The following is a 23835-nucleotide window of genomic DNA, read 5'->3' as shown; positions in this document are numbered from 1 at the left end:
CCGCCAAATAGCCGGAGGACTTTATTTATGAACAAAGTGTATGGCAGCGCGGCCGAGGCTCTGGATGGCCTCTTGCGCGACGACATGCTGATCGCGGCGGGGGGCTTTGGCCTCTGCGGGATTCCCGAACTCTTGATCGATGCGATTGTGGAAAGCGGCGTCAAAGGGCTGACCGTGGCCTCGAACAACGCGGGTGTGGACGGGTTCGGCCTTGGTAAACTGCTCGATACCCGCCAGATCAAGAAGATGATGTCGTCCTATGTGGGCGAAAACGCGGAGTTCATGCGCCAGTACCTGTCGGGCGAGCTGGAGCTGGAATTCAACCCGCAGGGCACCTTGGCCGAGCGGATGCGCGCTGGCGGCGCCGGTATCCCCGGCTTCTACACCAAAACCGGTGTGGGCACCGTGATTGCCGAAGGCAAAGACGTAAAAATCTTCAACGGTCAGGAATACATCATGGAAGAAGGCATTTTCGCCGATCTTTCCATCGTGAAAGCCTGGAAAGCGGACGAAACCGGCAACGCGATCTTCCGCAAGACCGCGCGCAACTTCAACCCGCCCGCCGCGATGTGCGGCAAGATCTGCGTGATGGAGGTCGAGGAAATCGTCCCCGCAGGCAGCCTTGACCCCGACCACATCCACCTGCCCGGCATCTATGTGCACCGCCTGATTCAAGGTGACCACGAGAAGCGGATTGAACAGCGCACCGTGCGCAAGAAGGAGGCCTGATATGGCCAAATTCCTGTACGGCTACCACGGCGGCAAAATGCCCGAGACCGAAGCCGAAGAGCAGGCCTCGATTGCGGCATGGGTCGCTTGGGTCACCAAATACGAGGCCTCGATGCCCGATCCGGGCAATCCGGTTGGCCAATCAAAAACAGTCTCGGCCGCAGGTATCGAGGATGACGGCGGTGCGAATCCGCTGTCCGGATACGCCATCATTGAGGCCGAAAATATCGACGAAGCCACCAAGATCGCAAGCGAATGCCCCATCATCGGGGAAGGCGGATCGGTCGAAGTCGCTCAGATCATGGAGATGTAAATGCCCTGGGATCGCAATCAAATGGCCGCCCGCGCGGCGCTGGAACTGGAAAACGGCACCTATGTGAACCTTGGGATCGGTATCCCGACGCTGGTTCCGAACTTCATCCCCGAAGGCGTGCAGGTCGTGCTGCAGTCGGAAAACGGGATGCTCGGCATGGGCCCGTTCCCCTACGAGGGTGACGAAGACCCCGACCTGATCAACGCAGGCAAGCAGACCATCACCGAACTGCCCGAGACCAGCTATTTCGATTCGGCCACCAGCTTTGGCATGATCCGCGGCGGCAAGATCGCAGCAGCGATCCTTGGCGCGATGGAAGTGGCTGAGAACGGCGATCTGGCGAACTGGATGATCCCCGGCAAGCTGGTCAAAGGCATGGGCGGCGCGATGGATCTGGTGGCCGGCGTGGGCCGCGTGGTCGTGGTCATGGACCACACCAACAAACACGGCGAGTCGAAGGTCCTGAAGGCCTGCACTCTGCCCCTGACCGGTAAATCGGTTGTGGACCGCATCATCACCAACCTCGGTGTTCTGGACGTGGTCGAAGGCGGCCTGAAGCTGGTCGAACTGGCAGACGGCGTCACCGAAGAGGAACTGCGCGCCGCGACCGAAGCGACGATTGTGAACTGATCCAATCGTACCAATTAGAAACGAAGAAGGCCTGCCAGAGAGACTGGCAGGCCTTTTCTATGGGGTGTGACCCGGATTATTCCGCGTCGATGTCCGCGAAGATCGCAGCAGCGCGGTCATTCACAACGGCCGAGCTGTAAACGGTGGTGGTGTCGATCTGCTGAGCAACATCCAGCGCGGGTTTATCTTCGGCGTCTAGCGAAACGAAGATCGCTTCGGCGGCGGGGTTCAGAGCCGATTTCGACGACACGGTCGCAGCGGTCTCACCACCGAAATAGACAGCGCGCTCGCTTACGGGTTTGTCCTGGTTGAAGTGCAGTTCTGCGAGTTGTGCGGTGGTGTATTCACCGGCGGGCACACCCAGGTCAGCTTCGAGTTGGCTTGCGGCAAATGCCGGAGCAGCAAGGCCAAGAACAACAGCGGTAGCAGCAACAAAAGCTTTCATTTTCAACGTCCTTATACGTGATTTCATCAGGTTGGTTCCGAGCGTTTCGTCTCGGTATGGATCAGATATGCTCCCAACCAACGGCAGTTTCAACGCACGGAAGCGTGATTTATGGCTGCTTTTGGTGCGTATATGCACATTATAATGTGACAATCACATGACAGTGAGGCTCTTGCATTTTCTGCATCTGCACAAAGGCGCTGCACGCGCATTGGGCAGCTAACCCCCTGAACGCAAAGAAAAAGGCCCACCGGCGAACCGATGGGCCTTTTTACTTGCCGCAGTGAAGCGGTGATTTGGTTATTCCGAGTCGATGTCCGCGAAGATCGCAGCGGCGCGGTCATTCACAACGGCCGAGCTGTAGACAGTGGCGGTGTCGAGCTGCTGGGTTACGTCCAGCGCAGGCTTATCTTCGGCGTCCAGCGAGACAAAGATGGCCTCGGCGGCGGGGTTCACGCTCGACTTCGACGAGACGGTCGCGGTCGGGTCACCGCTCATGTAGGTGGAGCGCTCGCTGACAGGCTTGTCCTGTTCAAAGTGCATCATTGCGAGCTGCGAGGTGGTGTATTCACCAGCGGAGACACCCAGATCGGCCTCGAGTTGGGTGCTGGAAGCAAAAGCCGGAGCGGCAAGACCAAGAACAACGGCGGTGGTGGCGAGAATACGTTTCATATCAAAGTTCCCTTCGTTTCTATCAAGGCGGCGATGCGTGTTGCGTCGCTTATGATAGAGAAATTGGGCCGCACGACCTCACATTCAACGCACATAACCGTTACCATTTTCGGCCTCTCGTGCGCTCACGCAGGTTCATCAATTCGTGAAGTTACGGAACACGCAACCGTCGGTGACATAAACCGGCGGGGTTTGGCATAACCCTTTGGCCACCGAGAATGCCGCCAGCACTTTGGGGACATAGTCGCGGGTTTCGGCATAGTCGGGCACGCCCTGCGCCCGAAGCACCGCATTTTCGCCTGCGTTGTAGCCTGCCAATGTCAGCACCGGATCGCCCGAAAAGGTTTTCAGCAGGAAGTCCAGATACTTCACGCCGCCGCGGATGTTCTGCGCCGCGTCAAAGCTGTCGGCGACGCCGAACCGCTCGGCCGTGGCGGGCATCAGCTGCATCAAGCCTTGGGCGCCAGACCGGCTGACCGCTTTGACGCTGCCGTTGGATTCGACCCACATCACCGCCAGCGCCAATGCGGGCGAGACCTGCGTGCCCACGGTTTCGATCATCAGATGGTTCGAATAGCGGGTAACGACCTCTTGCATGGCGGCCAGACGCGGGGTGGGCACGATCTGCCCCTCGGGGCCGCGCAGGGCGCTGACCGCATCGTTGATCCGCGCCGCGCTGGCATGCTCGATCGCGGGCGAGACGGTCTGCCAATACCACGCATAGTTCGCCAATCTGGATTTCGGGGAATCAGGCTTGGGCAATTCAACGGGGGCTTCGGGGCCTTTGACCGGCTTATCGGGCAGTATTGCGATCTGAACGTCGATTTTAGGCTTCTCGCCGGGCTTGGGTGGCTTCACCGACTTAAATGTAAACTGTGAAAACGGTTTAGGCTGCCCCTCCGCCAAGGATGGAATCGCATATCCACTAACAAGAATCGCGAGTCCCATGAGGCCCACAGCGGCCCTGATCTGCCTTTTATCGATTCCGAACCCAACCGCAGCCATCTGAGAACCCGTCTTTTTTGCCCGCATTATCATTAGTTTGTGTCAAGACCGCCCAAATTCACCGTTTCAAGCAGCAAAAACACCCGCCGCACCGACAAACCACACAAAAGAGTCGTTTTGAAATAAATACTTACACAAAATACCGCCCATTCGGGCGTAAAACACGAAAATAGGACTAAACAGGCCGCAATCTCGCCCGAATCCAAAGGCTATATATGTTCATCCGCAGCGACGAACTGACCAAGACTGAGGCCGGTCAGACAGCGCCGAGGCGGAAATGATCAACACGAGTATCCTCTGGAGGGAACACCATGAACATGAACAAATTCTTCGCCGCTTTCCTGAACGACGAGTCGGGCGCTGTGACCGTAGACTGGGTTGTGCTGGCAGCTGCAACTGTTGGCCTGGGCGCTCTGATCGGCACCACCATCATCTCGAACGCACGCACCCTGGCAACCGACACCGGTACCTTCATCGGCACCGTCCAGGCACCGAGCTAATCTCTAGGCGCCTAGCCTAGCTAGCGCGAGGCGCTCTCGCAAGTCGAGGGCGCCTTTTCCATATCCGGCTTCCTGTCGGATTTGCCTAAAACTCTGAAACCCAGAAAGACCGCGACGTGCTACAGCACACTGCTTTCAGCTTTGCCAAATTTTTCGCCGAGTGCGAAGACGGAGCAAGCTCGGTCGAGTGGGTTGTGATCGTCACCATGCTAGCAGGATTTGCCTATGGCACTGGCATGTTGATGACAGACAATACCACGGTGCTCATTGGCGGCATCAGCGACTATGTCGGTTCGCTAGACGCCCCCAGTTAAGCCTCCGGGCTATCCCAGAAGCAGACATAAACTCTGCCTGAACTGTCCCGAACGGCGCTCGGGGCGGTTTATTTCCCTGAAAACTGAAAGGAAAACGATATGCGTCTGATTTTCGGACTCGTCCTTGTTGTTGGCGTTGCGCTGGCCGGTTTTGCCGTGTTCATGGCAAAAGACCGCATTCAGGCATATCGCAACGAAATCGCGGCGCGCGATGCGGCCCTGACCCAGATTGTGCCCACGAAACCCGTCTATGTCCTGTCTCAGGCAGTCGACTATGGCGACAAGATTACCAAAGACCACGTCCGCGTCGTGAACTGGCCGGAATCCGCGATCCCCGAAGGATCGTTTACCACCGAAGCCGACCTTTTCCCCGCGGGCGATGACACCCTGCGCGTCGCCATCCGCAAGATGGAAAAGGACGAGGCTGTCATGGCGCTCAAGGTCACGGAACCGGGCAAAGACGTTGGCCTGACCTCGCTGCTGGACCCCGGTATGCGCGCATTTACTATCAAAGTGGACGTCAGCAGCGGCGTTTCGGGCTTCCTTCGCCCCGGTGACCGCGTGGATGTTTATTGGACCGGCGCCGTCCGCACCGGCGATATCATGGGCATCGCAAACGGCGATTTCACCAAGATGATCGAACCCGGCGTGCAGATTATCGCCATCGACCAGACCACCAGCCAGAGCACTTCCGAGGCGATTATCGCCCGCACCGTGACCGTGTCCGCGACCCCCGAACAGGTGGCAACGCTGGCGCAGGCTCAGTCGACCGGCGACCTGTCTTTGTCCCTGCTGGGAGCCCGCGATGACGTGGTCGCCCACTCGATCGAGGTGGACCAGAACCGCCTCTTGGGAATCGAAACGCAGAAGGTCGCAGAGGTCGTGAAGGAAAAAGAAGTCTGTACGATCAAGCAGCGCCGCGGTGCAGAAGTCATAGTTACGGAAATCCCCTGCACACAATAAGCCAAAAACGGCAGTACTGTTTACAATATATGGGGGCCTTTCGGGGCCCCTGTTGCGTGTTCACCTCACACGTATTCGCCTTTACCAATCTGATTGTTGAAAAAAAATCACTTTTACCGCATCCTTGGCACAAAAGAAAAACAACACTCACACTATCGAGCGTGATCAGAGAGGCAGATCACATGTACAGCAGTAAGTTCTTAAGCGCGGTTACGATCGCGATGTCGATCATGGCCGCGGTTCCGGCGCTGGCCCCCACCCCCGCCAAGGCCGAAACCTTACGTGTCCTGCGCAACGGTCCGAGCACCACGCTCGACGTGCCGATGAACCGCGCCGTTGTCGTCGAAAGCGACGTGCCGTTCTCGGAACTCAGCATCGCCAACCCGAACATCGCAGACATCTCGTCTCTGTCGGACAAGACGATCTATGTTCTGGGCAAAACCCCCGGCCTGACCTCTCTGACGCTGTTCGATGCGGCCGGAAATCTGATCAGCAACGTCGACGTGCGCGTCGCGGCTGACATCTCGGAATTCAAGGAACGTCTGGGCCAGATCCTGCCCGGCGAAAAGATCGAAGTGAGAACCGCGAACGACGGCATCGTACTGTCCGGCGTGGTCAGCAGCATGTCCGCCCTTCAAAGCGCGCTGGATCTGGCAGAACGCTACGCGCCCGAGCGTGTGTCGAACCTGATGGGTGTTGGCGGCGTACAGCAGGTGATGCTGAAAGTCCGCTTTGCCGAAATGCAGCGCACCGTTTCGAAATCGCTGTCGTCGTCGGTCGCTTTGGGCGGCGGCAAGAACGTCTCGATCTCTGGCGGTACGGGCAACTACAACAACAGCGGCGGCGTCAGCACCGCGCTGGGTGGCGCGATCCCGTCGGCCAACGAAAACAACGGCGCGATGCTGTTCGGCTTCGGCGCAGGCTCGCTTGAGGTTGGCATCCTGCTGGAAGCTCTGGAAAGCAAGGGCATGGTCCGCACTCTGGCGGAACCGAACCTTGTTGCCCTGTCCGGCCAAGAGGCGAAATTCCTGGCTGGCGGCGAATACCCCGTGCCCGTCTCGCAGGATAATGGCGACATCACCATCAAGTACAAACCCTTCGGCATCGAGCTGAACTTTACCCCCCGCGTGGTGGCAAAGGACATCATCAACCTCGAGCTTGAAGCCGCCGTATCGGCGATCGACAAATCAAACGGCTTCTCGGTGAACGGGTTCGACATCGACGCATTCTCGCGCCGTGAAACCTCGACCACTGTGGAAATGCGTGACGGCGAAAGCTTTGCCATCGCGGGCCTGCTCAAGGATGACTTCCGCGACCTGAACGGTCAGGTGCCGTGGCTGGGGGATATCCCTGTGCTGGGGGCCCTGTTCCGCAGCGCCGAATATGCCCGCGAACAGACCGAACTGGTGATCATCATCACCCCCTATCTGGTGACCCCGACCCGCGGCGAAGCGCTGGCTCTGCCCACCGACCGCGTCCGCCCGCCCTCGGAAGAGGACCTGTTTCTCTTCGGGCGTGTTGCCAGCGACAGCGCATCGCGCCAGAATGGAGCTGCTGCCGAAGTCGCCAAGCAGGATTTCAGCGGCTCTTATGGTTATGTGATGGAATAATTGGATGCAGTGCCGTTTTAAAACCAAAGCCGCTTTGGCAGGTGTGATCTTACTTTCGGCCTGCGCCAGCCAGGACCCGGTCTACCGGTCTTTCTACGACGAGGCCGGCGCCCTCTCCGATCCCAGAAACCACTTCGGTGCAGCGACGGGCAACAACATTGCCCTGATGACTGGCGAAAAGCAGTACACCTATGAGCTTGCCAGCCGTTTCGCGGCCGAGGTTCTGACCACTGTTAACTTTGGCTTCAACAGCGCTGAACTGGACGAAGGCGCCCGCGACACCCTGCGAGAGCAGGCCCGCTGGATCAACCAGTTCCCCGAGGTTCGCTTCCGCGTTTACGGCCACACCGATGCTGTAGGCTCTGATTCCTATAACAAATCGCTGGGTCTGCGCCGCGCCAACGCGGTCGTGGCCTACCTGTCGCAATTGGGCGTCAGCCGCAGTCGTTTGGAAGCTATGGTTTCCTATGGCGAAACGCAGCCGCTGATCGTGACCGAGGGACGCGAGCGTCGCAACCGCCGTACCGTGACCGAAGTTCTGGGTTTTGTTCAGAACCACCCCACCGTAATGGACGGAAAATACGCGCAAATTGTCTACCGCGAGTATGTGAACAGCGCCGTTCCGGCTTCGACCCTGTCCGGCATCACCGGCCAGGAATTCAAAACGGAACAGTAATTCCAGTTAACCATTTTCGCACAAATGGGCTCTTTCAGTCCAATTGTTGCCCAGATTGCGGATCATCGTCTCCCAAAGGGCCTCTGTTTTTATCAGGGGATTCTCTTCGGGGGACGAAGCGCCCTCGTGAACACCGAGTAACGAGGTAAAGAATGAACAGCGAAGATCCGATCGCCGACAGCTCGCACATTTTGGCCTGCACGATCTCGCGCGATGTGCAGAATTTCGACCTACTAATCGAAGACATGGAAACCGTGATGGGCGAATCCTGGGGGGATTTGACCTTTGACGAAGCCATTCCGTTTCTGACCCAGCCCGACGCGGAACATCTGGAGTTTGTGGCCATCGCCATGGACGAATCGGACGAGGAAGACCTCGCGCTGATCGAAGACATCATCCGCACCGCGCGCCGTGCCGAGATCAAGGTCATCCTGATTACCGAGGATGTCCCCGCAAATATCCTGCATCAGCTTTTGCGCGGCGGCGCCGAAGAATTCCTGCCCTACCCCCTGCCCGAGGGCGAACTGGCCGGTGCGATCGAGCGCCTGAATGCCCCCGAGCCCGAACCTGTCCACGAGCCCGCCCCTGCCCCGCTGCGCACCGTTGCGCCCGCGCGGGTCAGCACCGATGGCGTTGTACTGGCCGTTCAGGGCATCGCAGGCGGCACTGGCGCGACCACCATGGCGGTCAATCTGGCGTGGGAACTGGCCAACATGAAGGCCCCCAAAGAGCCCCGCGTCGCTCTTCTGGACCTGAACTTCCAATTTGGCAGCGTTGCCACCTATCTGGACCTGCAGCGCCGCGACGCCGTGCACGAGGCTCTGTCCGACATCGAATCGATGGATGACGAGGCGTTCTGCAGCAGCATGGTCCAGTTTCAGGACAAGCTGAACGTGCTGACCGCGCCGCCGGACATTCTGCCGATGGACTACGTGTCCCAGCCCGACATGGTCCACCTTTTGGAAACCGCGCGCCGGAACTTCGACTATGTCGTGATCGACATGCCTTCGGTGATCACCGGTTGGACCGATGTGGTGCTGAACAATGCCCACGTCTACTTTGCCATGATCGAGCTGGAAATGCGTTCGGCCCAGAACACCCTGCGCCTGAAGCGCGCCCTGCAAGCCGAGGATCTCCCCTTCGACAAGCTGCGCTTTGTCTTGAACCGGGCGCCGAAGTTCACCGATCTGTCGGGCCGGTCCCGCATCAAACGTCTGGCCGAGAGCCTTGGCATCTCGATCGACCTGCAGATGCCCGATGGCGGCAAGCCAGTCCTGCAAGCCTGCGACCACGGCCTTCCCCTTGCGGAAAGTGCGGCAAAGAACCCGCTGCGCAAGGAAATCGCCAAGCTGGCACAGCAGCTTCATGAACTGAACCAATCAACCTCTGAGGCCGCCTAAGGCCCCTAGTCCGGGATAGACACCATGTTTTCGCGCTACAAGAAATCGTCCGCTTCGGCGGGCGGTCGCGGGTCGGTTGATGCCGCGACTCAGGCCCCTGCCGCCCCCGAAGCCCCCCGCGCCGCGCCGCTGCGCAAGCCGCTGGCCCCGTCCGCCGCGCGCCCTGCCTCCAGCGACAAGGAACAGAAACGCAAGGAACGTCTGGCCGAGCTGAAGCTGCAGCTTCACCGCGAACTCCTGGACAACCTGAACCTTGCGGCGCTGGAACATGCCTCGGAAAAGGACCTGCGCGCGGAAATCTCGGACATTGCGACCGAAACCCTGACGGCCATGGGCGTCGTGCTGACCCGCGAGGAACGCGCGACCCTGACCAAGGAGCTCTATGACGAGGTCACCGGCCTTGGCCCCCTCGAGACTCTACTCAAGGACGAGAGCGTCAGCGATATTCTGGTGAACGGCCCCAAGCGCATCTTTGTGGAACGCAAGGGCAAGCTGGAGCTGTCCGACATCACCTTCAAAGACGAAAAGCACCTGCTGCGGATCATCGACAAGATCGTATCCGCCGTGGGTCGCCGCGTCGACGAATCGACCCCTTATGTGGACGCCCGTTTGCCTGACGGCTCGCGTTTCAACGCGATGGTGCCCCCTGTGGCGGTGGATGGATCTCTGGTATCGATCCGTAAATTCAAAAAGGACAAGCTGGGGATCGACGACCTCATCGCCTTTGGTGCCTTTAACGAGGAAATGGCCGCCTATCTGCAGGCCGCCGTGGCCACGCGCCTGAACGTGATCGTGTCGGGCGGTACGGGTTCGGGAAAAACCACTACGCTGAACGCCTTGTCCTCGTTCATCGACAACAGCGAACGCATCCTGACCATCGAGGATACGGCCGAACTCCAGCTGCAACAGACCCATGTGGGCCGCATGGAAAGCCGCCCCCCGAACGTCGAAGGCAAAGGCGCCGTCACCCAGCGCGACTGTTTGCGCAACGCCCTGCGTATGCGTCCTGACCGCATCATCGTCGGCGAAACGCGCGGCGAAGAGGTGATCGACATGCTTCAGGCCATGAACACCGGCCACGACGGATCGATGACCACCATCCACGCGAACAACGCCCGCGATGGCATCAGCCGACTGGAAAACATGGTCGCCATGGCCGGGATCGAAATGCCGCTCAAGGCCGTCCGCAGCCAGATCGCATCGGCGGTGAACCTGATCGTGCAGGCCAGCCGCTTGCAGGACGGTTCGCGCCGCATGGTGTCCATCACCGAGATCACCGGCATGGAAGGCGAGGTTATCTCGATGCAGGAAATCTTCCGCTTCCAGCGCACGGGCATCGGCCCCGATAACAAGATCATGGGCCACTACACCGGCACCGGCGTACGCAGCGCCTATTCCGAGCGCTTCCGTTTGTGGGGCTATGACCTGCCCCCCTCGATCTACGAACCCGTCAAAGGCTGATCCGTCATGAACATCGATCCCGAACTGATTATCTATGTGCTGATCTTCGTCGGCGTGGTTGTCCTGATCGAGGGCATCTACCTGACCGTCTTTGGCAAATCGATCAGCCTGAACAGCCGCGTCAACCGTCGCCTTGAACTGATGGACAAGGGGACGAACCGCGAAGAAGTGCTGGAGGCCCTCCGCAAGGAGATGCAGCAGCACATGAAGGCGCAATCGATCCCGATCTACTCGCTTCTGGCCAACAAGGCGCAGAAGGCCGCGATCGCCTTTACCCCCAAGCAGCTGATTCTGATCATGATCGGCCTCAGCATCGCCTCCTACGCCGCCCTGACCGCCGGAACCGAGGCCGAAGGCTCGATCCGCGCTGTGATCTCGGTCGTGATGGGGGTCGGCGGGGTCTATTTCTGGATCAACCGCCGCGCCAAGAAACGCACCAGCCTGATCGAGGAACAGCTGCCCGACGCCGTGGAACTGATGGTCCGCTCGCTGCGTGTGGGGCACCCGTTCAGCTCTGCGATCAACATCGTCTCCAAAGAGGTGGGCGATCCCTTGGCCACGGAATTCGGCATGATCGCCGACGAGGCCGCCTATGGCCGCGACGTGGGCGAGGCCCTGCGTGAAATGGCGCGTCGTCTGGAAAATCAGGACCTTCGCTTTATGGCTGTGGCCGTGACGATCCAGCAGCAGTCCGGTGGTAACCTTGCGGAAATTCTGGCCGGTCTGGCCAAGGTAATCCGCTCGCGCTTCAAACTGTTCCGCCGCGTCCGCGCCATCACCGCCGAGGCGAAATGGTCCGGCATGTTCCTGTCGTGCTTCCCGCTGGCGGGTCTGGCACTGATGAACATCATCAACCCGAACTACTACGACGAGGTCAAGGAAACCGCCTACTGGATTCCCGCGTGCCTGCTGGTCGGGGGCTTTCTGACCGCGAACGTGATCGTCATGCGCTCGCTCGTGAACATCAAGGTATGAGGCCGTCATGGATATGATCACCGAAATCCTTGGCCCGATGGGGCCGATCATTCTAGCGGGCGTTCTGGGCCTGATCCTGATTGCGGTGGCGGCGGGGATGTTCCTGCTGCAACCGGCCGACCCCCTGAAAAAGCTGCAATCCGCCACGGCCGCCCCCGCCCAAAGCCGCGAGAAGCGTCTGCGTCAGGACGCCGGTCAGGACAAGCTCGAGAAGTTCTCGCATTTCCTTGAGCCTCAGGACGAAAAGGAATTCTCGTCCATCAAGCTGAAGCTGCTGCAGGCTGGATACCGGTCGCGCAACGCGGTGCGCTGGTTCTACTTTGCCCAGATGACGCTGGGTCTGGGTCTGCTGGCCGTCGGCCTGATCTATGCGTTCATCCAGAACTCGGTGGCGCCGCTGACCACCCAGCAGCTGGTTCTCTATACCCTCGCCCCCGGTGTGGTCGGCTATATGGGTCCGCGCTATTGGGTCAACAAACGCTCCGAAGAGCGCAAGAAGGCGATCCTCGAAGGGTTCCCTGACGCGCTCGACATGATGCTGGTCTGCGTTGAAGCCGGCCAGTCGATGGACCAGTCGATCATCCGCGTCGCCAAAGAAAGCCGCGATGGCTACCCCGCCCTGTCCGAGGAATTCGAGGTCGTCGCCCACGAGATGAAGGCAGGCAAGGACAAGGCCGTCGTTCTGCGCGATCTATCGGAACGGGCCGGTGTTCAGGACATCTCGAGCTTTGTGACGGTGCTGATCCAGTCGGCCACCTTTGGTACGCCGATCACCGATGCGCTGCGCGTCTATGCCGAAGAGATGCGCGACAAGCGCGTCATGCGCGCCGAGGAAAAGGCCAACACCCTGCCCACCAAGATGACGCTGGCGACCATGGGCCTGACTGTGCCGCCTCTCATTCTGATCCTGATCGGGCCGTCGCTCTACGGTATCGTTGAGATGTTCGCGAATATGAAATAACAACAGGTCTAACGCAAAATCCGATCTGATCGGGATGAGATACGGGGACCGCAAACCATGGTACGTTGGGCGACAGGCATTCTTCTGATGACTTCGCTGGCGGCGTGCATGGGCCCATCGGACCAGTTGCCGGACAACCCCTATGCCCCCGCGACCGACTATTCGGCCGAACCCGTTGACCAGATCTTGGTGGGCGAACGGCTGATGGATGCGGGGGAAAACGAGCTGGCCCTACAGGCCTTTACCCGCGCTGCCGCGACCCAAGGGATGACCGCCGTTGTCCTTAGTTCGCTGGGGTCCGCCAACCTGCGGCTCGGGCGTTTGGGTCAGGCGGAAACCCTGCTGCGCCGCGCCGTGGCCGAAGATGAAAACAGCCCCGCCGCGTGGAACAACCTTGGCGTGGTCCTGATGGAAGCTGGCCGCACCCCCGAAGCGGTTCAGGTCTTTCGTAAGGCTTACGCCTTGTCGAACGGGGACAGTGACGAAATCCGCGACAACCTGCGCTTAGCTCTCGCAAAATTCGAGAACTCGCAGTATGTTGAAGAAGAAAATACTTACAAATTGGTGCGGCAAGGGACCGGAGAGTACCTTCTCAAAACGACACCAGAATGAGGCAGCAGCAGTAAGAGGACGCAGAAAATGCGCCATCGGTTTATTGTATCTCTTTGTATTGGCGGGACTTTGGTTCTGTCAGCATGTGGCGCGAACGACCAGAGCCGTGTGGACAGGCGGCTCCAAGACGTGAACGTGATCGACGAAACCAACCTCAGCGACGTGATGCTGACGGTGGCCGATCCGAACGAGGCGGTCAGCTACTTCCGCCGCTCGACCAACGAAAAACCCGACCGGATCGACCTGAAGCGTGGCTTGGCTGCATCACTTGTGCGCGCCCAACGCCCGACCGAAGCCATCCCCGAATGGCGCAAGGTGATCGCCATGGAAGGCGCGACCAATGACGACCGCGTCGAGCTGGCCGATGCCCAGATCCGCGCCAACGATTTCGACGGCGCCCGCGAGACTTTGAACACCATCCCCCCCACGTTCGAGACCTTCAAACGCTACCGCCTCGAGGCAATCTCGGCGGATGCGGCCAAGGACTGGAAAAAGGCCGACGCCTTTTACGAGACCGCTCTGGGCCTGACGCTGACCCCTGCGGGAGTGCTGAACAACTGGGGCTATTCCAAACTGACCCGCGGCGATTTCAAAGGCGCCGAGCGTCTGCTGACCGATTCCATCCGTCAGGACCCGAACGTCTTTACCGCCAAGAACAACCTTGTTCTGGCCCGCGGCGCACAGCGCAACTACACCCTGCCCGTCGTTCCGATGGACCAGACCGAACGGGCCAAGCTGCTGCACACGCTGGCCCTGACCGCGATCAAACAGGGTGACGTGAAAACCGGACAGGCCCTGCTGAAAGAAGCGATCGCCACCAGTCCCCAGCACTTCGAGGAAGCGACCCGCAGCCTCCGTGCTCTTGAAGGAAAGAACGGTTAAGGACCCAGTGATGCCCCTAGACACTTTTCAGGCGCTTTGTTTCTTTGTCACCCTTTTGCCCGTCTGCCTCTTTGTGATCTGGAGCGATCTGGCAACCATGAAAATCCCGAACAAGGTCGTTCTGGCGACTTTGGCGCTCTATGCGATTGTCGGGCCGTTTGTCCTGCCGATGGATGACTATGCGTGGCGCTTCAGCCATGCGGTCGTGATGCTGTTTGCGGGCATGGCGATGAACGCAGGCGGCGTGATGGGCGCAGGCGATGCCAAGTTTCTGGCCGCCGCCGCGCCGTTCGTGCCGCTGGGGGATGCGATCTTTCTGGGGGCGATCATGGCTCCGATGATCATCGTGACCTTCATCCTGCACCGCATTGCGCGCGCCACCCCGCTCAGCACCGTGACCGCCCATTGGGAAAGCTGGGAACGCCGCCGCGAATTCCCCATGGGTGTGCCGCTGGCGCTGACCCTGCTGACCTATCTGGGCCTGCGTGCCCTTGGCGCAGCCTAAGGAACCGGACATGAGCCACGAGCTTGGTCAGGGCGGAGTAGAACCGCCCCCGGCGCCGCGCCGTCTGGAAGAGATGCAGCTGAGCATGGTCATGATGCGGGACATCCTGCTGAAGACCATGTTCCGCATGAACCTCGATATGGTCAGCGACCTGTCTCGCGCCATCTGCCTGCCGATCCCCGTGACCCAAGAGCTGGTCGATCTGGCCCGCGGCCAGCGCCTGCTCGAGGCGACCGGCACCCTGAGCGCGACCAGCAGCAACGAAATGGGCTATCAGCTGACCGACGCGGGCAAGGCCCGTGCGCAGGACGCCCTGTCCCAGTCGGAATATTACGGCGCGATGCCCGTGCCGATGGGCGTCTATGCCCAGCAGGTCAAGCGCCAATCCGTCCGCAACATGAAGATCACCCGACAGCAGTTATTGTCGGCGATGGGCCACCTGATCCTGCCCCCCACGCTGATCGACCAACTGGGGCCTGCGGTCACGTCTGGCCGCTCGATCCTGATGTATGGCCCGCCGGGGAACGGGAAATCATCGATCTCGAACGGGATTCGCGATGCGCTGGGGGACAAGATCTATGTGCCCCGCGCCATCGAATATTCCGGTCAGGTGATCACCGTGTACGACCCCATTGTGCACACCGCCGTCGCCGAAGAAGAGGACAGCCCCACCGCCCTGCGCCGCACCACTGGCCGGTTCGACACCCGCTATGTGCGCTGCGAACGCCCGACCGTGATTACAGGCGGCGAGTTGACTTTGGACATGCTCGATCTGGTCTACAACCCGAACGCGCGGACCTATCAGGCGCCCTTGCAGCTGAAGTCCACCGGCGGCGTATTCATCGTGGACGACCTTGGCCGCCAAGCCGACCCGCCGCAGGCACTGATCAACCGCTGGATCGTTCCCTTGGAAGAGGGCAAGGACATCCTCGCTCTCCAGTCGGGCGAGAAATTCGAGGTGCCTTTTGACACACTGGTCATTTTCTCGACCAACTTCCACCCGAACGACATCTTCGACAAAGCGGCCCTGCGCCGGATCTTCTTCAAGATCAAAATCGACGGGCCGGATCAGGCGGACTTCCTGAAAATCTTTGCCCTGATCGCGCGGAAAAAGAAGATGCCGCTGGATGAAAAATCCCTGCTGCACCTGCTGAAGAAAAAGTATCCGACGATCGACAACATCTACGCGAACTACCAGCCGGTGTTCCTGATCGACCAGATGATCGCGATCTGCGAGTTCGAGGGTATCCCCTATCAGATGACGCCCGAGCTGATTGACCGCGCGTGGGCCAACATGTTCGTCAAGGACGAGGTCATCGTTCGATAATTCTGGATCAGGCCCGCGTGTCGGGCCTTTTCCCGCCCCCGCCGCGCCCCATATGCTCAAGTCATGAGAGCACTGCCCCCCATCCTGAAAAACTGGTTCGACACTCGCGGTTGGTCCATCCACCCGCATCAGCAGGACATGCTGGATCGGTCCGATGCGCCGTCCCTGCTGCTGATCGCACCGACCGGTGGGGGCAAAACCTTGGCCGGTTTCCTGCCTACCCTCGCCGATCTGGCCGAGGGTGCGCATGATGGTCTGCACACCCTCTACATCTCGCCCCTGAAGGCGCTCGCCAGCGACATCCGCCGCAATCTGGAACGCCCGATTGCCGAGATGGGCCTGCCGATCAGGGTGGAGGATCGCACAGGCGACACCTCTGCCACCCGCAAGCGCCGCCAGCGCGCCGACCCACCCCATATTCTGCTGACCACGCCCGAGAGCCTCGCGCTCTTGACCAGCTACGAAGATGCGCCGCGCATGTTCGCGGGCCTCAAACGGGTGATCATCGACGAAATCCACGCTTTGGAGGAATCCAAGCGCGGCGATCAGTTGACGCTGGCCGTGTCCCGCTTGCAGACCCTTTGCCCCGACATGCACCGAGTAGGCCTGTCCGCCACCGTGGACGACCCCGCCGCGATTGCGCGCATGCTGGCCAAGCACCCCGACCCGTGCGAGGTCGTTCTAGCTGACCCCGGCCCCGATCCCGACATTCGGATGCTGGAAACCACCGAAGCCCCCCCTTGGTCCGGCGGCGGCGGGCGCTATGCGATCCCTGCCGTGCTCGAGCAAGTCAAGCAGCACAAAACCACGCTGATCTTTCACAACACCCGCGCGCAGGCCGAGATTTTCTTTCATCACCTCTGGCTCGCGAACGAGGACAGCCTGCCGATCGGCATCCACCACGGCAGCCTGTCGCGCGAGCAGCGCGAGCGGGTCGAACAAGCGATGGTGGACGGGCAACTGCGGGCAATCGTGTGTACAGGTAGCCTCGATCTGGGAATCGATTGGGGGGACGTGGATTTGGTCATTCAGGTCGGCGCGCCCAAGAACGTTAAGCGTTTGGTCCAACGGATCGGCCGCGCCAATCACCGTTACATTGCCCCGTCCAAGGCGCTGCTGGTGCCCGCGAATAGGTTCGAGGTGGTCGAATGCCACGCCGCCTTGGAAGCGGTCAAGGACCACGATCTGGACGGCGAAACCCGCCAGCGGGGCCCCAAGGATGTCCTGTGCCAGCACATCCTGATCCGCGCCTGCGCCGGTCCGTTCGATGCCATGGACCTGCTGCACGAAATCCGCACCGTTGGCCCCTATGCCGACCTGACCCGCGCTGAATTCGACGATTGCCTCGATTTTGTGGCGACCGGCGGCTATGCCCTGCGCGCCTACGACAAATGGCAGCGCCTGATGCAGAGACCCGACGGCATGTGGCAGTTGCGCGACCCCCGTGCCACCCGCCAAATCCGCATGAACATCGGCACGATCATGGACCCCGACACCCTGAAGGTCCGGTTCAAAGGCCGCGGCGGCGCCCCCTTGGGCGAGATCGAAGAAGGCTTTGCCGCGCAGTTGACCCCCGGCGACACCTTCCTGATCGGCGGGCAGATTGTCCGCTACGAGGGCCTGCGCGAGATGACCGTCGAAGTCACCCGCCGCGCCGACAAGGAACCCAAGATCGCGACTTTTAATGGGACCAAATTCGCGACCTCGACCCAGCTAAGCCAACGCATCCTGCGCATGTTCCAGCGCCGCGACTGGCCGGACCTGCCAACCCACACCGCCCAATGGCTGCACCTGCAGCGAGAGGTCAGCCGCCTGCCCGAACCCGGCCGCCTGCTGATCGAGAGCTTCCCCCGTGATGCCCGCCATTACACCTGCGTCTACGGCTTTGCAGGGCGGAACGCGCAGCAGACCCTTGGCCTCTTGTTGACCAAGCGGATGGAGGAGCTGCACCTTGCCCCCTTGGGGTTCGTCGCCACCGACTACGCCACGCTGATCTGGGGGCTGGAGCCCCTGCGTGACCCCGCCCCCCTTTTCGACTTGCACGCCCTGCGGGACGGACTGGACAGTTGGCTGGCGGGGAATGCGGTGATGAAACGGACGTTCAAATCCAGCGCGATTATCGCCGGTCTGATCGACCGCAACCACGCGGGTCAACGCAAATCGGGGCGGCAGGCGACGTTCAGCAGCGACATCCTGTACGACACTCTGCACCGCTATGACCCCGACCACCTGATGCTGCGGATCACCCGCGAAGAGGCCGAACGGGGCCTTGTCGATTTCTCGCGGATCGAAGAGATGATCACCCGCATTCACGGCAACATCGACCACGTCACCTTGGATCGGGTCACCCCCCTGTCCGCGCCGCTGTTCCTGGAACACGGACGCACGCCGGTCGAAGGCGCAGGCCAAGAACGCCTGCTGGCCGACGCTGCTACAGAGTTGATGGCCGAGGTCGGTCTGAACGCGCTCTGACCCCCTTGCGCGTGGGCGCGTGTTCATGCTTTGTGCGCCCATGTCGATCCTGACCTTTGCCTTTTGCGGAACGGAACTGGAGGCGCTGCCGTCGGGCGCGCTGTTTTGGCCCGCGCATGACCTGCTGTGCGTATCCGACCTGCACTTGGGCAAAAGCGAGCGGATCGCACGGCGCGGCGGCACCTTGCTGCCTCCCTATGAAACCGCCGCGACCCTGACCCGTCTGGAACAGGCGATTGACCTGACCCGACCCAAGACGGTGGTCTGCCTTGGGGACAGCTTTGATGATCTGGCCGCGGGCGAGGCCCTGCCCAATCGGGACCGCGACTGGCTGTTCCGTCTGCAAGCGGGCCGCGAGTGGATCTGGATCGAAGGGAACCACGACCCTGCGCCGCTGGACCTGGCGGGCACACATATGGCTGAACTACGCCTTGGGCCGCTGACCTTTCGCCATATCGCGGAACAGGGGGCGCAAGGCGAAATCTCGGGGCATTACCACCCAAAGGCCGCGATTACCCTGCGTGGGCGGCACATTTCGCGGCCCTGCTTTTTGCGGTCGGCGGATCGAGTGATACTGCCGGCCTTCGGGGCCTATACGGGTGGGCTGAAATGCTCGGACCCTGTGTTGAAGGGGCTGATGGACGCAAGCGCGGTGGCCCTGCTGACGGGGCCACAGATCACCCCCCTGCCCTATGGCAAGGTGCGTTAACCTTCGATCAGACCGGCACTGATCGCATTTTCGCGATAGGTTTTGCTGACCGGCACTTCGGCGCCATCGCGGGTCATCAGGAACACCTTGATCCCCTCGCGGCGGCAACCGGTCACGGCGGTCGGGTTCACCCAGTGCGAGCGGTGCACCAGCAGCCCGTTGCCCTCGCCCATCTCGCGGATGGCATCGGCGAAACGCATCAGGATTCGCTCCTGCCCCAGATCAGTGACGATCTCCACGTAGTGGTCATCGACGGTCATGCGGATGATCTGGTCGAACCGCGTCGCCGCGATCCGGTCAAAGATCGGGGCCTGCGCGGGCGCGGACGGCAGTTCGGACTGCGCCTCGGGCGCGTGAAAGATATAGAACCGCACCGCAGCCACGCTGAAGCTACCCAAGGCAGCCGTCAGAAAGACCTCTAGGTCGGTGGGGTAATATTCCTCTCGCATGATGCCGGACCCGACCGAGAAGAGCCGCATGATCGGCGTCAGATAGGCGCCAAAGATCACCGCCGACACCCCGCCGCGCATCAGGAAGTTCAGCCTTGGGAGCAACCGATCCACCAAGGAGCGGTTCACCATGCCCACCACCGTGGACACCCAGATCACCAGCGCCCACAAGAGCAGCGCGTGCCAGAAATTATAGATGTCCGAGCGGAATGGCCCCACCACCGTCAGCACCAAGGGCGCAATCAGCATCGCCACACGGAACGCCGGATGGTGCATGCGGCAGATCGCATCACGAAGAGCGCCCGAAACGATAGCGAAGACAGAGAGTTTGGCCACGTTTGGATCGATCCCGGATTCCTCCGGAATCCCTCCGGACTGCTGAAAACTTTGGTTTTCCATAATCCTAAACACCCATTCCAATCGCAACACGGCCAATATGAGGGCGCGGCACTGACCCTCGTATCGTTTTCTATTCTTACATATCCAATAGGGGGGTCCATAGCTGATTAACGAATAGCGTGATTGACCGGATGCGGGGGAATGGCCCACTGATGCGTCATTTCCATAATTCCCTCCGGATTTTCCCCAGTATGTCGATTTCAGCCCTGACCTCTGCCGCGCCAGCCATCCAGATCCACGCCTATGCGGCATTGCTGGCGGTGGTGCTGACGATCCTGATCTTTACACGCGCGCGGGGCACGATGACCCACCGCGTTCTGGGATGGGTCTGGGTGCTGCTCATGGGCTTTACCGCGATCAGCAGTTTCGCGATTTCGACCCTGCGCCCCGGTCATTTCAGCGTGATCCACATTCTGTCGATCGCGACCCTGATCCTGCTGGTTCTGGGGGTTTACCGCGCCCGCACCCACCAAGTGAAAAAGCATCGTCAATCCATGCTGGGTCTGGTGTTCGGTGCGCTCTGTGTTGCCGGTGCGTTTACCCTACTGCCGAACCGCATCATGCACGCGGTTCTGTTTGGTCAATAGAGCGCCCTACGCTCTTTCCCTTCGGCCAGCCCTTCGATAGAACCCTGCGCAGACAAACAAGGGGATCTCTCCATGGCCATGGAAAAAACCTTCAACGCGGCCGAAGCCGAGCCGCGGATTTCGAAGAAATGGGAAGAGACGCACGCCTTTGCGGCCGGTGCGAACAAGAAACGTGACGACACCTTCACCATCATGATCCCCCCGCCGAACGTGACGGGTGCCCTGCACGTGGGCCACGCGTTCAACAACACCCTGCAGGACATTCTGGTCCGCTGGCACCGGATGCGCGGTTTCGACACCCTGTGGCAGCCCGGTCAGGACCACGCAGGTATCGCGACCCAGCTGCAGGTCGAAAAAATGCTGGCCGCCACCGGCCAACCCGGCCGCCGCGATCTGGGCCGCGAGAAGTTCCTCGACAAGGTCTGGGAATGGAAGGGCGAATACGGCGGCACCATCGTCAACCAGCTGAAGCGCCTTGGCTCCTCCTGTGACTGGGATCGCAACGCGTTCACCATGGCGGGCGCTCCCGGCGATCCGCGCACCGGCCACGAGAACAGCCCCAACTTCCACGACGCCGTGATCAAGGTGTTCGTCGAGATGTACAACAAGGGCTTCATCTATCGCGGCAAGCGTCTGGTGAACTGGGACCCCCACTTTGAAACCGCGATTTCGGACCTCGAGGTCGAGAATATCGAAGTCGACGGCCACATGTGGCACTTCAAATACCCGCTGGCAGGCGGCGAAACCTACACCTACGTCGAGAAGGACGAGGACGGGAACGTCACTTTCAGCGAAGAGCGCGATTATATCTCCATCGCGACCACTCGCCCCGAGACCATGCTGGGTGACGGCGCGGTTGCCGTGCACCCCGATGACGAGCGTTACGCGCCGATCGTTGGCAAGCTCTGCGAAATCCCCGTTGGTCCCAAGGAACAGCGCCGCCTGATCCCGATCATCACCGACGAATACCCCGACATGGCGTTCGGTTCGGGCGCGGTGAAGATCACCGGCGCGCATGACTTCAACGACCACGAAGTCGCCAAGCGCGGCAACATCCCCCAGTACCGTCTGATGGACACCACCGCGAACATGCGCGCGGACGGTGCCCCCTATGCGGAAGAAGCGGCCAAAGCAGCGGAATACGCCGCGGGCAAACCGTTCACCGTGCAGGAAATCGACGCGATCAACCTCGTGCCCGAAGAGTACCGCGGTCTGGATCGCTACGAGGCCCGCAAGCTGGTTGTCCAGAACATCATCGACGAGGGTCTGGCCGTCATGACCCGCGCCGATGACACCCGTCTGGGCAAAGCAGCGGTCAAAGCGGATGACGAAGGCGCGGACGCGCTGGTTCCTCTGATCGAAGCCAAGAAGATCATGCAGCCCTTCGGCGACCGCTCGAAGGTTGTGATCGAGCCCATGCTGACCGACCAGTGGTTCGTGGACGCGGAAAAGGTCGTTGGCCCCGCGCTGGACGCTGTCCGTGAAGGTCGCACCAAAATCATCCCCGAGTCGGGCGAGAAGACCTATTACCACTGGCTGGAAAACATCGAGCCCTGGTGCATCAGCCGCCAGCTGTGGTGGGGCCACCAGATCCCCGTGTGGTACGGTCTGGACCTGTCCGCGCCGAACTTCAAAGACGACGAAGGCGATGGCGATCTCGACGAGGTTGAAATCCTGCGTCTGCTGACCCGCGAGCATCTGGTCCACCGCGGCGAGGTTTACCATGCCGCCAGCGACGCCGGGCACGCAGGCCATCAGTTCGCCGACGTTCTGGCCGCCCTGCCCACTCCCCTCAGCCACGCCCGCGTGATCGAAGTTGCCGACCGTGCCGCCGCGATCCACGCGCTGGCCGAAGGTCTGGCGCAGTACAACGTGACCCAAGACCCGACCCAGCTGGTCTACCCGATCTGGCGCGATGCCGACGTTCTGGACACTTGGTTCAGCTCGGGCCTCTGGCCCATCGGTACGCTGGGTTGGCCGAACTGGGACGAGAGCACCTCGAAATACTTCCCGACCGATGTGCTGATCACAGGCTTTGACATCCTGTTCTTCTGGGTGGCGCGCATGATGATGATGCAGCTGGCCGTGGTGAACGAAATCCCGTTCCACACCGTCTACCTGCACGACCTCGTCCGCGACGAGAAGGGCAAGAAGATGTCCAAGACCACCGGCAACGTCATCGACCCGCTGGAGATCGTGGACGAATTCGGTGCGGACGCCCTGCGCTTCACCAACGCGGCGATGGCCTCCATCGGTGGTGTTCTGAAGCTGTCCAAGGACCGCATCGCCGGCTACCGCAACTTCGGCACCAAGCTGTGGAACGCCTCGCGTTTCGCGGAAATGAACGGTGTGTTCGAGGGCTACACCCCCCAAGCCGCCGCGCCCGAAGCCAAGGAAACCGTGAACCGTTGGATCATCGGCGAGGTTGCCCGCGCCCGCGTGGCAACGGATGCGGCACTGACTGCGTACCGCTTCAACGATGCGGCGCTGGGGCTGTATGCGTTCGTCTGGGGCAAGGTCTGCGACTGGTACGTCGAGTTCGCCAAACCCCTGCTGTCCAGCGATGACGCCGCCGTTCAGGCCGAAACCCGCGCCACCATGGGCTGGGTCATCGACCAGTCGCTCCTGATGCTGCACCCCTTCATGCCCTTCATCACCGAAGAGCTGTGGGACGGTCTGGCCAAGCGCGACAAGATGCTGGTGCACGGCGACTGGCCCGAATACGGCGAGGAACTGATCGACACCGCAGCGGACAGCGAGATGAACTGGGTGATCGCCCTGATCGAAGGCATCCGCTCGGCCCGCGCGCAGATGCACGTCCCCGCTGGCCTGCATGTGCCGCTGGTCGTGACCGGCTTCACCGATGAGGCCAAGGCAGCCTTTGCCCGCAACGAAACCCTGATCAAGAAGCTGGCCCGCGTGGACAGCTTGACCGAGGTTGATGCCTTCCCCAAAGGTTGCGCGACATTGGGCGTTTCGGGCGGCAGCTTCGGCCTGCCTCTGGCGGACATCATCGACGTGGCCGAAGAAAAGGCCCGCCTCGAAAAGACCATCGCCAAGCTGGAAAAAGAGATCAAAGGTCTCTCGGGCCGCGTAAACAACCCCAATTTCGTGGCCTCGGCCCCCGAAGAAGTGGTTGAAGAAGCCCGCGCCAATCTGGCCGAACGTCAGGACGAGGAAGCCAAACTCAAAGAGGCGCTCGCCCGTCTGGCCGAGATCGGCTAACCCCACGAAACGGC

At 60.8% G+C, this 23835-nt stretch carries 24 protein-coding genes; 20 read left to right on the top strand and 4 right to left on the bottom strand.

The genetic code is table 11. From position 1 onward, the window contains the following. Positions 1-27 precede the first annotated feature (27 nt). From HJ536_RS12975 to HJ536_RS12965, 3 genes are read left to right on the top strand one after another with little or no spacing between them, the layout of a single operon-like run. On the top strand, positions 28-729 hold the full coding sequence (locus tag HJ536_RS12975; protein ID WP_177158020.1) for a CoA transferase subunit A: 702 nt from the start codon (positions 28-30) through the stop codon (positions 727-729). A 1-nt stretch (position 730) separates the two neighbouring features. Beyond that, positions 731-1042, top strand: a complete 312-nt coding sequence (locus tag HJ536_RS12970) for a YciI family protein (RefSeq protein WP_177158019.1) — start codon at positions 731-733, stop codon at positions 1040-1042. After that, a complete protein-coding gene (locus HJ536_RS12965; RefSeq protein WP_177158018.1) occupies positions 1043-1672 on the top strand; it encodes a 3-oxoacid CoA-transferase subunit B in 630 nt (209 codons plus the stop codon). A gap of 76 nt (positions 1673-1748) precedes the next feature. Here HJ536_RS12965 and HJ536_RS12960 read toward each other — a convergent pair whose 3' ends face one another. From HJ536_RS12960 to HJ536_RS12950, 3 genes are all read right to left on the bottom strand, one after another. Continuing rightward, positions 1749-2117, bottom strand: coding sequence for a hypothetical protein (locus HJ536_RS12960; protein WP_176855085.1), 369 nt, complete (start codon positions 2115-2117; stop codon positions 1749-1751). Positions 2118-2417: 300 nt separating this feature from the next. Then, positions 2418-2789 (bottom strand): hypothetical protein, encoded by a 372-nt coding sequence (locus HJ536_RS12955; protein WP_176855084.1) that lies wholly within the window; start codon positions 2787-2789, stop codon positions 2418-2420. A 138-nt stretch (positions 2790-2927) separates the two neighbouring features. Beyond that, entirely contained in the window at positions 2928-3647 is a 720-nt protein-coding gene (locus HJ536_RS12950) for a lytic transglycosylase domain-containing protein (RefSeq protein ID WP_338082436.1), read from the bottom strand. Between the two features lie 458 nt (positions 3648-4105). On the opposite strand from HJ536_RS12950, the gene HJ536_RS12945 reads away from it, so the two are divergent. From HJ536_RS12945 to pdeM, 15 genes are all read left to right on the top strand, one after another. After that, positions 4106-4294, top strand: a complete 189-nt coding sequence (locus HJ536_RS12945) for a hypothetical protein (RefSeq protein WP_420811093.1) — start codon at positions 4106-4108, stop codon at positions 4292-4294. 116 nt (positions 4295-4410) lie between these two features. Continuing rightward, entirely contained in the window at positions 4411-4608 is a 198-nt protein-coding gene (locus tag HJ536_RS12940) for a hypothetical protein (protein ID WP_177158016.1), read from the top strand. 99 nt (positions 4609-4707) lie between these two features. Continuing rightward, a complete protein-coding gene (gene cpaB / locus HJ536_RS12935; RefSeq protein ID WP_176855081.1) occupies positions 4708-5571 on the top strand; it encodes a Flp pilus assembly protein CpaB in 864 nt (287 codons plus the stop codon). A gap of 182 nt (positions 5572-5753) precedes the next feature. Continuing rightward, positions 5754-7181, top strand: coding sequence for a type II and III secretion system protein family protein (locus tag HJ536_RS12930; protein WP_176855080.1), 1428 nt, complete (start codon positions 5754-5756; stop codon positions 7179-7181). A 4-nt stretch (positions 7182-7185) separates the two neighbouring features. Further along, positions 7186-7857, top strand: coding sequence for an OmpA family protein (locus HJ536_RS12925; RefSeq protein ID WP_177158015.1), 672 nt, complete (start codon positions 7186-7188; stop codon positions 7855-7857). Positions 7858-8009: 152 nt separating this feature from the next. Next, positions 8010-9257: a CpaE/TadZ family protein gene (locus HJ536_RS12920; protein ID WP_177158014.1), complete on the top strand. Its 1248-nt coding sequence runs from the start codon at positions 8010-8012 to the stop codon at positions 9255-9257. Positions 9258-9281: 24 nt separating this feature from the next. Then, a complete protein-coding gene (locus HJ536_RS12915) occupies positions 9282-10718 on the top strand; it encodes a TadA family conjugal transfer-associated ATPase (protein ID WP_177158013.1) in 1437 nt (478 codons plus the stop codon). A gap of 6 nt (positions 10719-10724) precedes the next feature. Next, positions 10725-11693, top strand: coding sequence for a type II secretion system F family protein (locus HJ536_RS12910; protein WP_176855076.1), 969 nt, complete (start codon positions 10725-10727; stop codon positions 11691-11693). Positions 11694-11700: 7 nt separating this feature from the next. Beyond that, the gene (locus tag HJ536_RS12905; RefSeq protein ID WP_177158012.1) at positions 11701-12654 is read left to right on the top strand and encodes a type II secretion system F family protein; all 954 of its coding nucleotides are present in this window, start codon (positions 11701-11703) and stop codon (positions 12652-12654) included. 57 nt (positions 12655-12711) lie between these two features. Continuing rightward, positions 12712-13266, top strand: a complete 555-nt coding sequence (locus tag HJ536_RS12900; protein ID WP_177158011.1) for a tetratricopeptide repeat protein — start codon at positions 12712-12714, stop codon at positions 13264-13266. Positions 13267-13293: 27 nt separating this feature from the next. Next, on the top strand, positions 13294-14148 hold the full coding sequence (locus HJ536_RS12895) for a tetratricopeptide repeat protein (RefSeq protein ID WP_176855073.1): 855 nt from the start codon (positions 13294-13296) through the stop codon (positions 14146-14148). Positions 14149-14158: 10 nt separating this feature from the next. After that, a complete protein-coding gene (locus HJ536_RS12890) occupies positions 14159-14653 on the top strand; it encodes an A24 family peptidase (RefSeq protein WP_177158010.1) in 495 nt (164 codons plus the stop codon). A gap of 10 nt (positions 14654-14663) precedes the next feature. After that, the gene (locus tag HJ536_RS12885) at positions 14664-15980 is read left to right on the top strand and encodes an ATPase (protein WP_176855071.1); all 1317 of its coding nucleotides are present in this window, start codon (positions 14664-14666) and stop codon (positions 15978-15980) included. Between the two features lie 63 nt (positions 15981-16043). Continuing rightward, positions 16044-18452 (top strand): ligase-associated DNA damage response DEXH box helicase, encoded by a 2409-nt coding sequence (locus HJ536_RS12880; protein ID WP_177158009.1) that lies wholly within the window; start codon positions 16044-16046, stop codon positions 18450-18452. A gap of 25 nt (positions 18453-18477) precedes the next feature. Next, positions 18478-19161 carry a ligase-associated DNA damage response endonuclease PdeM gene (pdeM, locus tag HJ536_RS12875; RefSeq protein ID WP_420811092.1) on the top strand — a complete coding sequence of 228 codons (684 nt, stop codon included), beginning with the start codon at positions 18478-18480 and terminating at the stop codon, positions 19159-19161. Here the strand turns inward: pdeM and HJ536_RS21215 are convergent. Next, positions 19158-19946: a LytTR family transcriptional regulator DNA-binding domain-containing protein gene (locus HJ536_RS21215; protein ID WP_177158008.1), complete on the bottom strand. Its 789-nt coding sequence runs from the start codon at positions 19944-19946 to the stop codon at positions 19158-19160. The two genes, pdeM and HJ536_RS21215, sit on opposite strands and share 4 nt — an antisense overlap. A gap of 254 nt (positions 19947-20200) precedes the next feature. Here HJ536_RS21215 and HJ536_RS12865 point away from each other — a divergent pair, with 254 nt between their 5' ends. Next, the gene (locus HJ536_RS12865) at positions 20201-20596 is read left to right on the top strand and encodes a DUF2306 domain-containing protein (RefSeq protein ID WP_177158007.1); all 396 of its coding nucleotides are present in this window, start codon (positions 20201-20203) and stop codon (positions 20594-20596) included. Positions 20597-20668: 72 nt separating this feature from the next. Next, entirely contained in the window at positions 20669-23821 is a 3153-nt protein-coding gene (locus HJ536_RS12860; RefSeq protein ID WP_177158006.1) for a valine--tRNA ligase, read from the top strand. Positions 23822-23835 lie beyond the last annotated feature (14 nt).

The sequence above is a fragment of the Donghicola mangrovi genome (assembly GCF_013377535.1).
Lineage (GTDB): Bacteria > Pseudomonadota > Alphaproteobacteria > Rhodobacterales > Rhodobacteraceae > Donghicola > Donghicola mangrovi.
The sequence above is the reverse complement of the archived record's forward strand: the minus strand, read 5'-3'. Positions and strand labels throughout refer to the sequence as shown.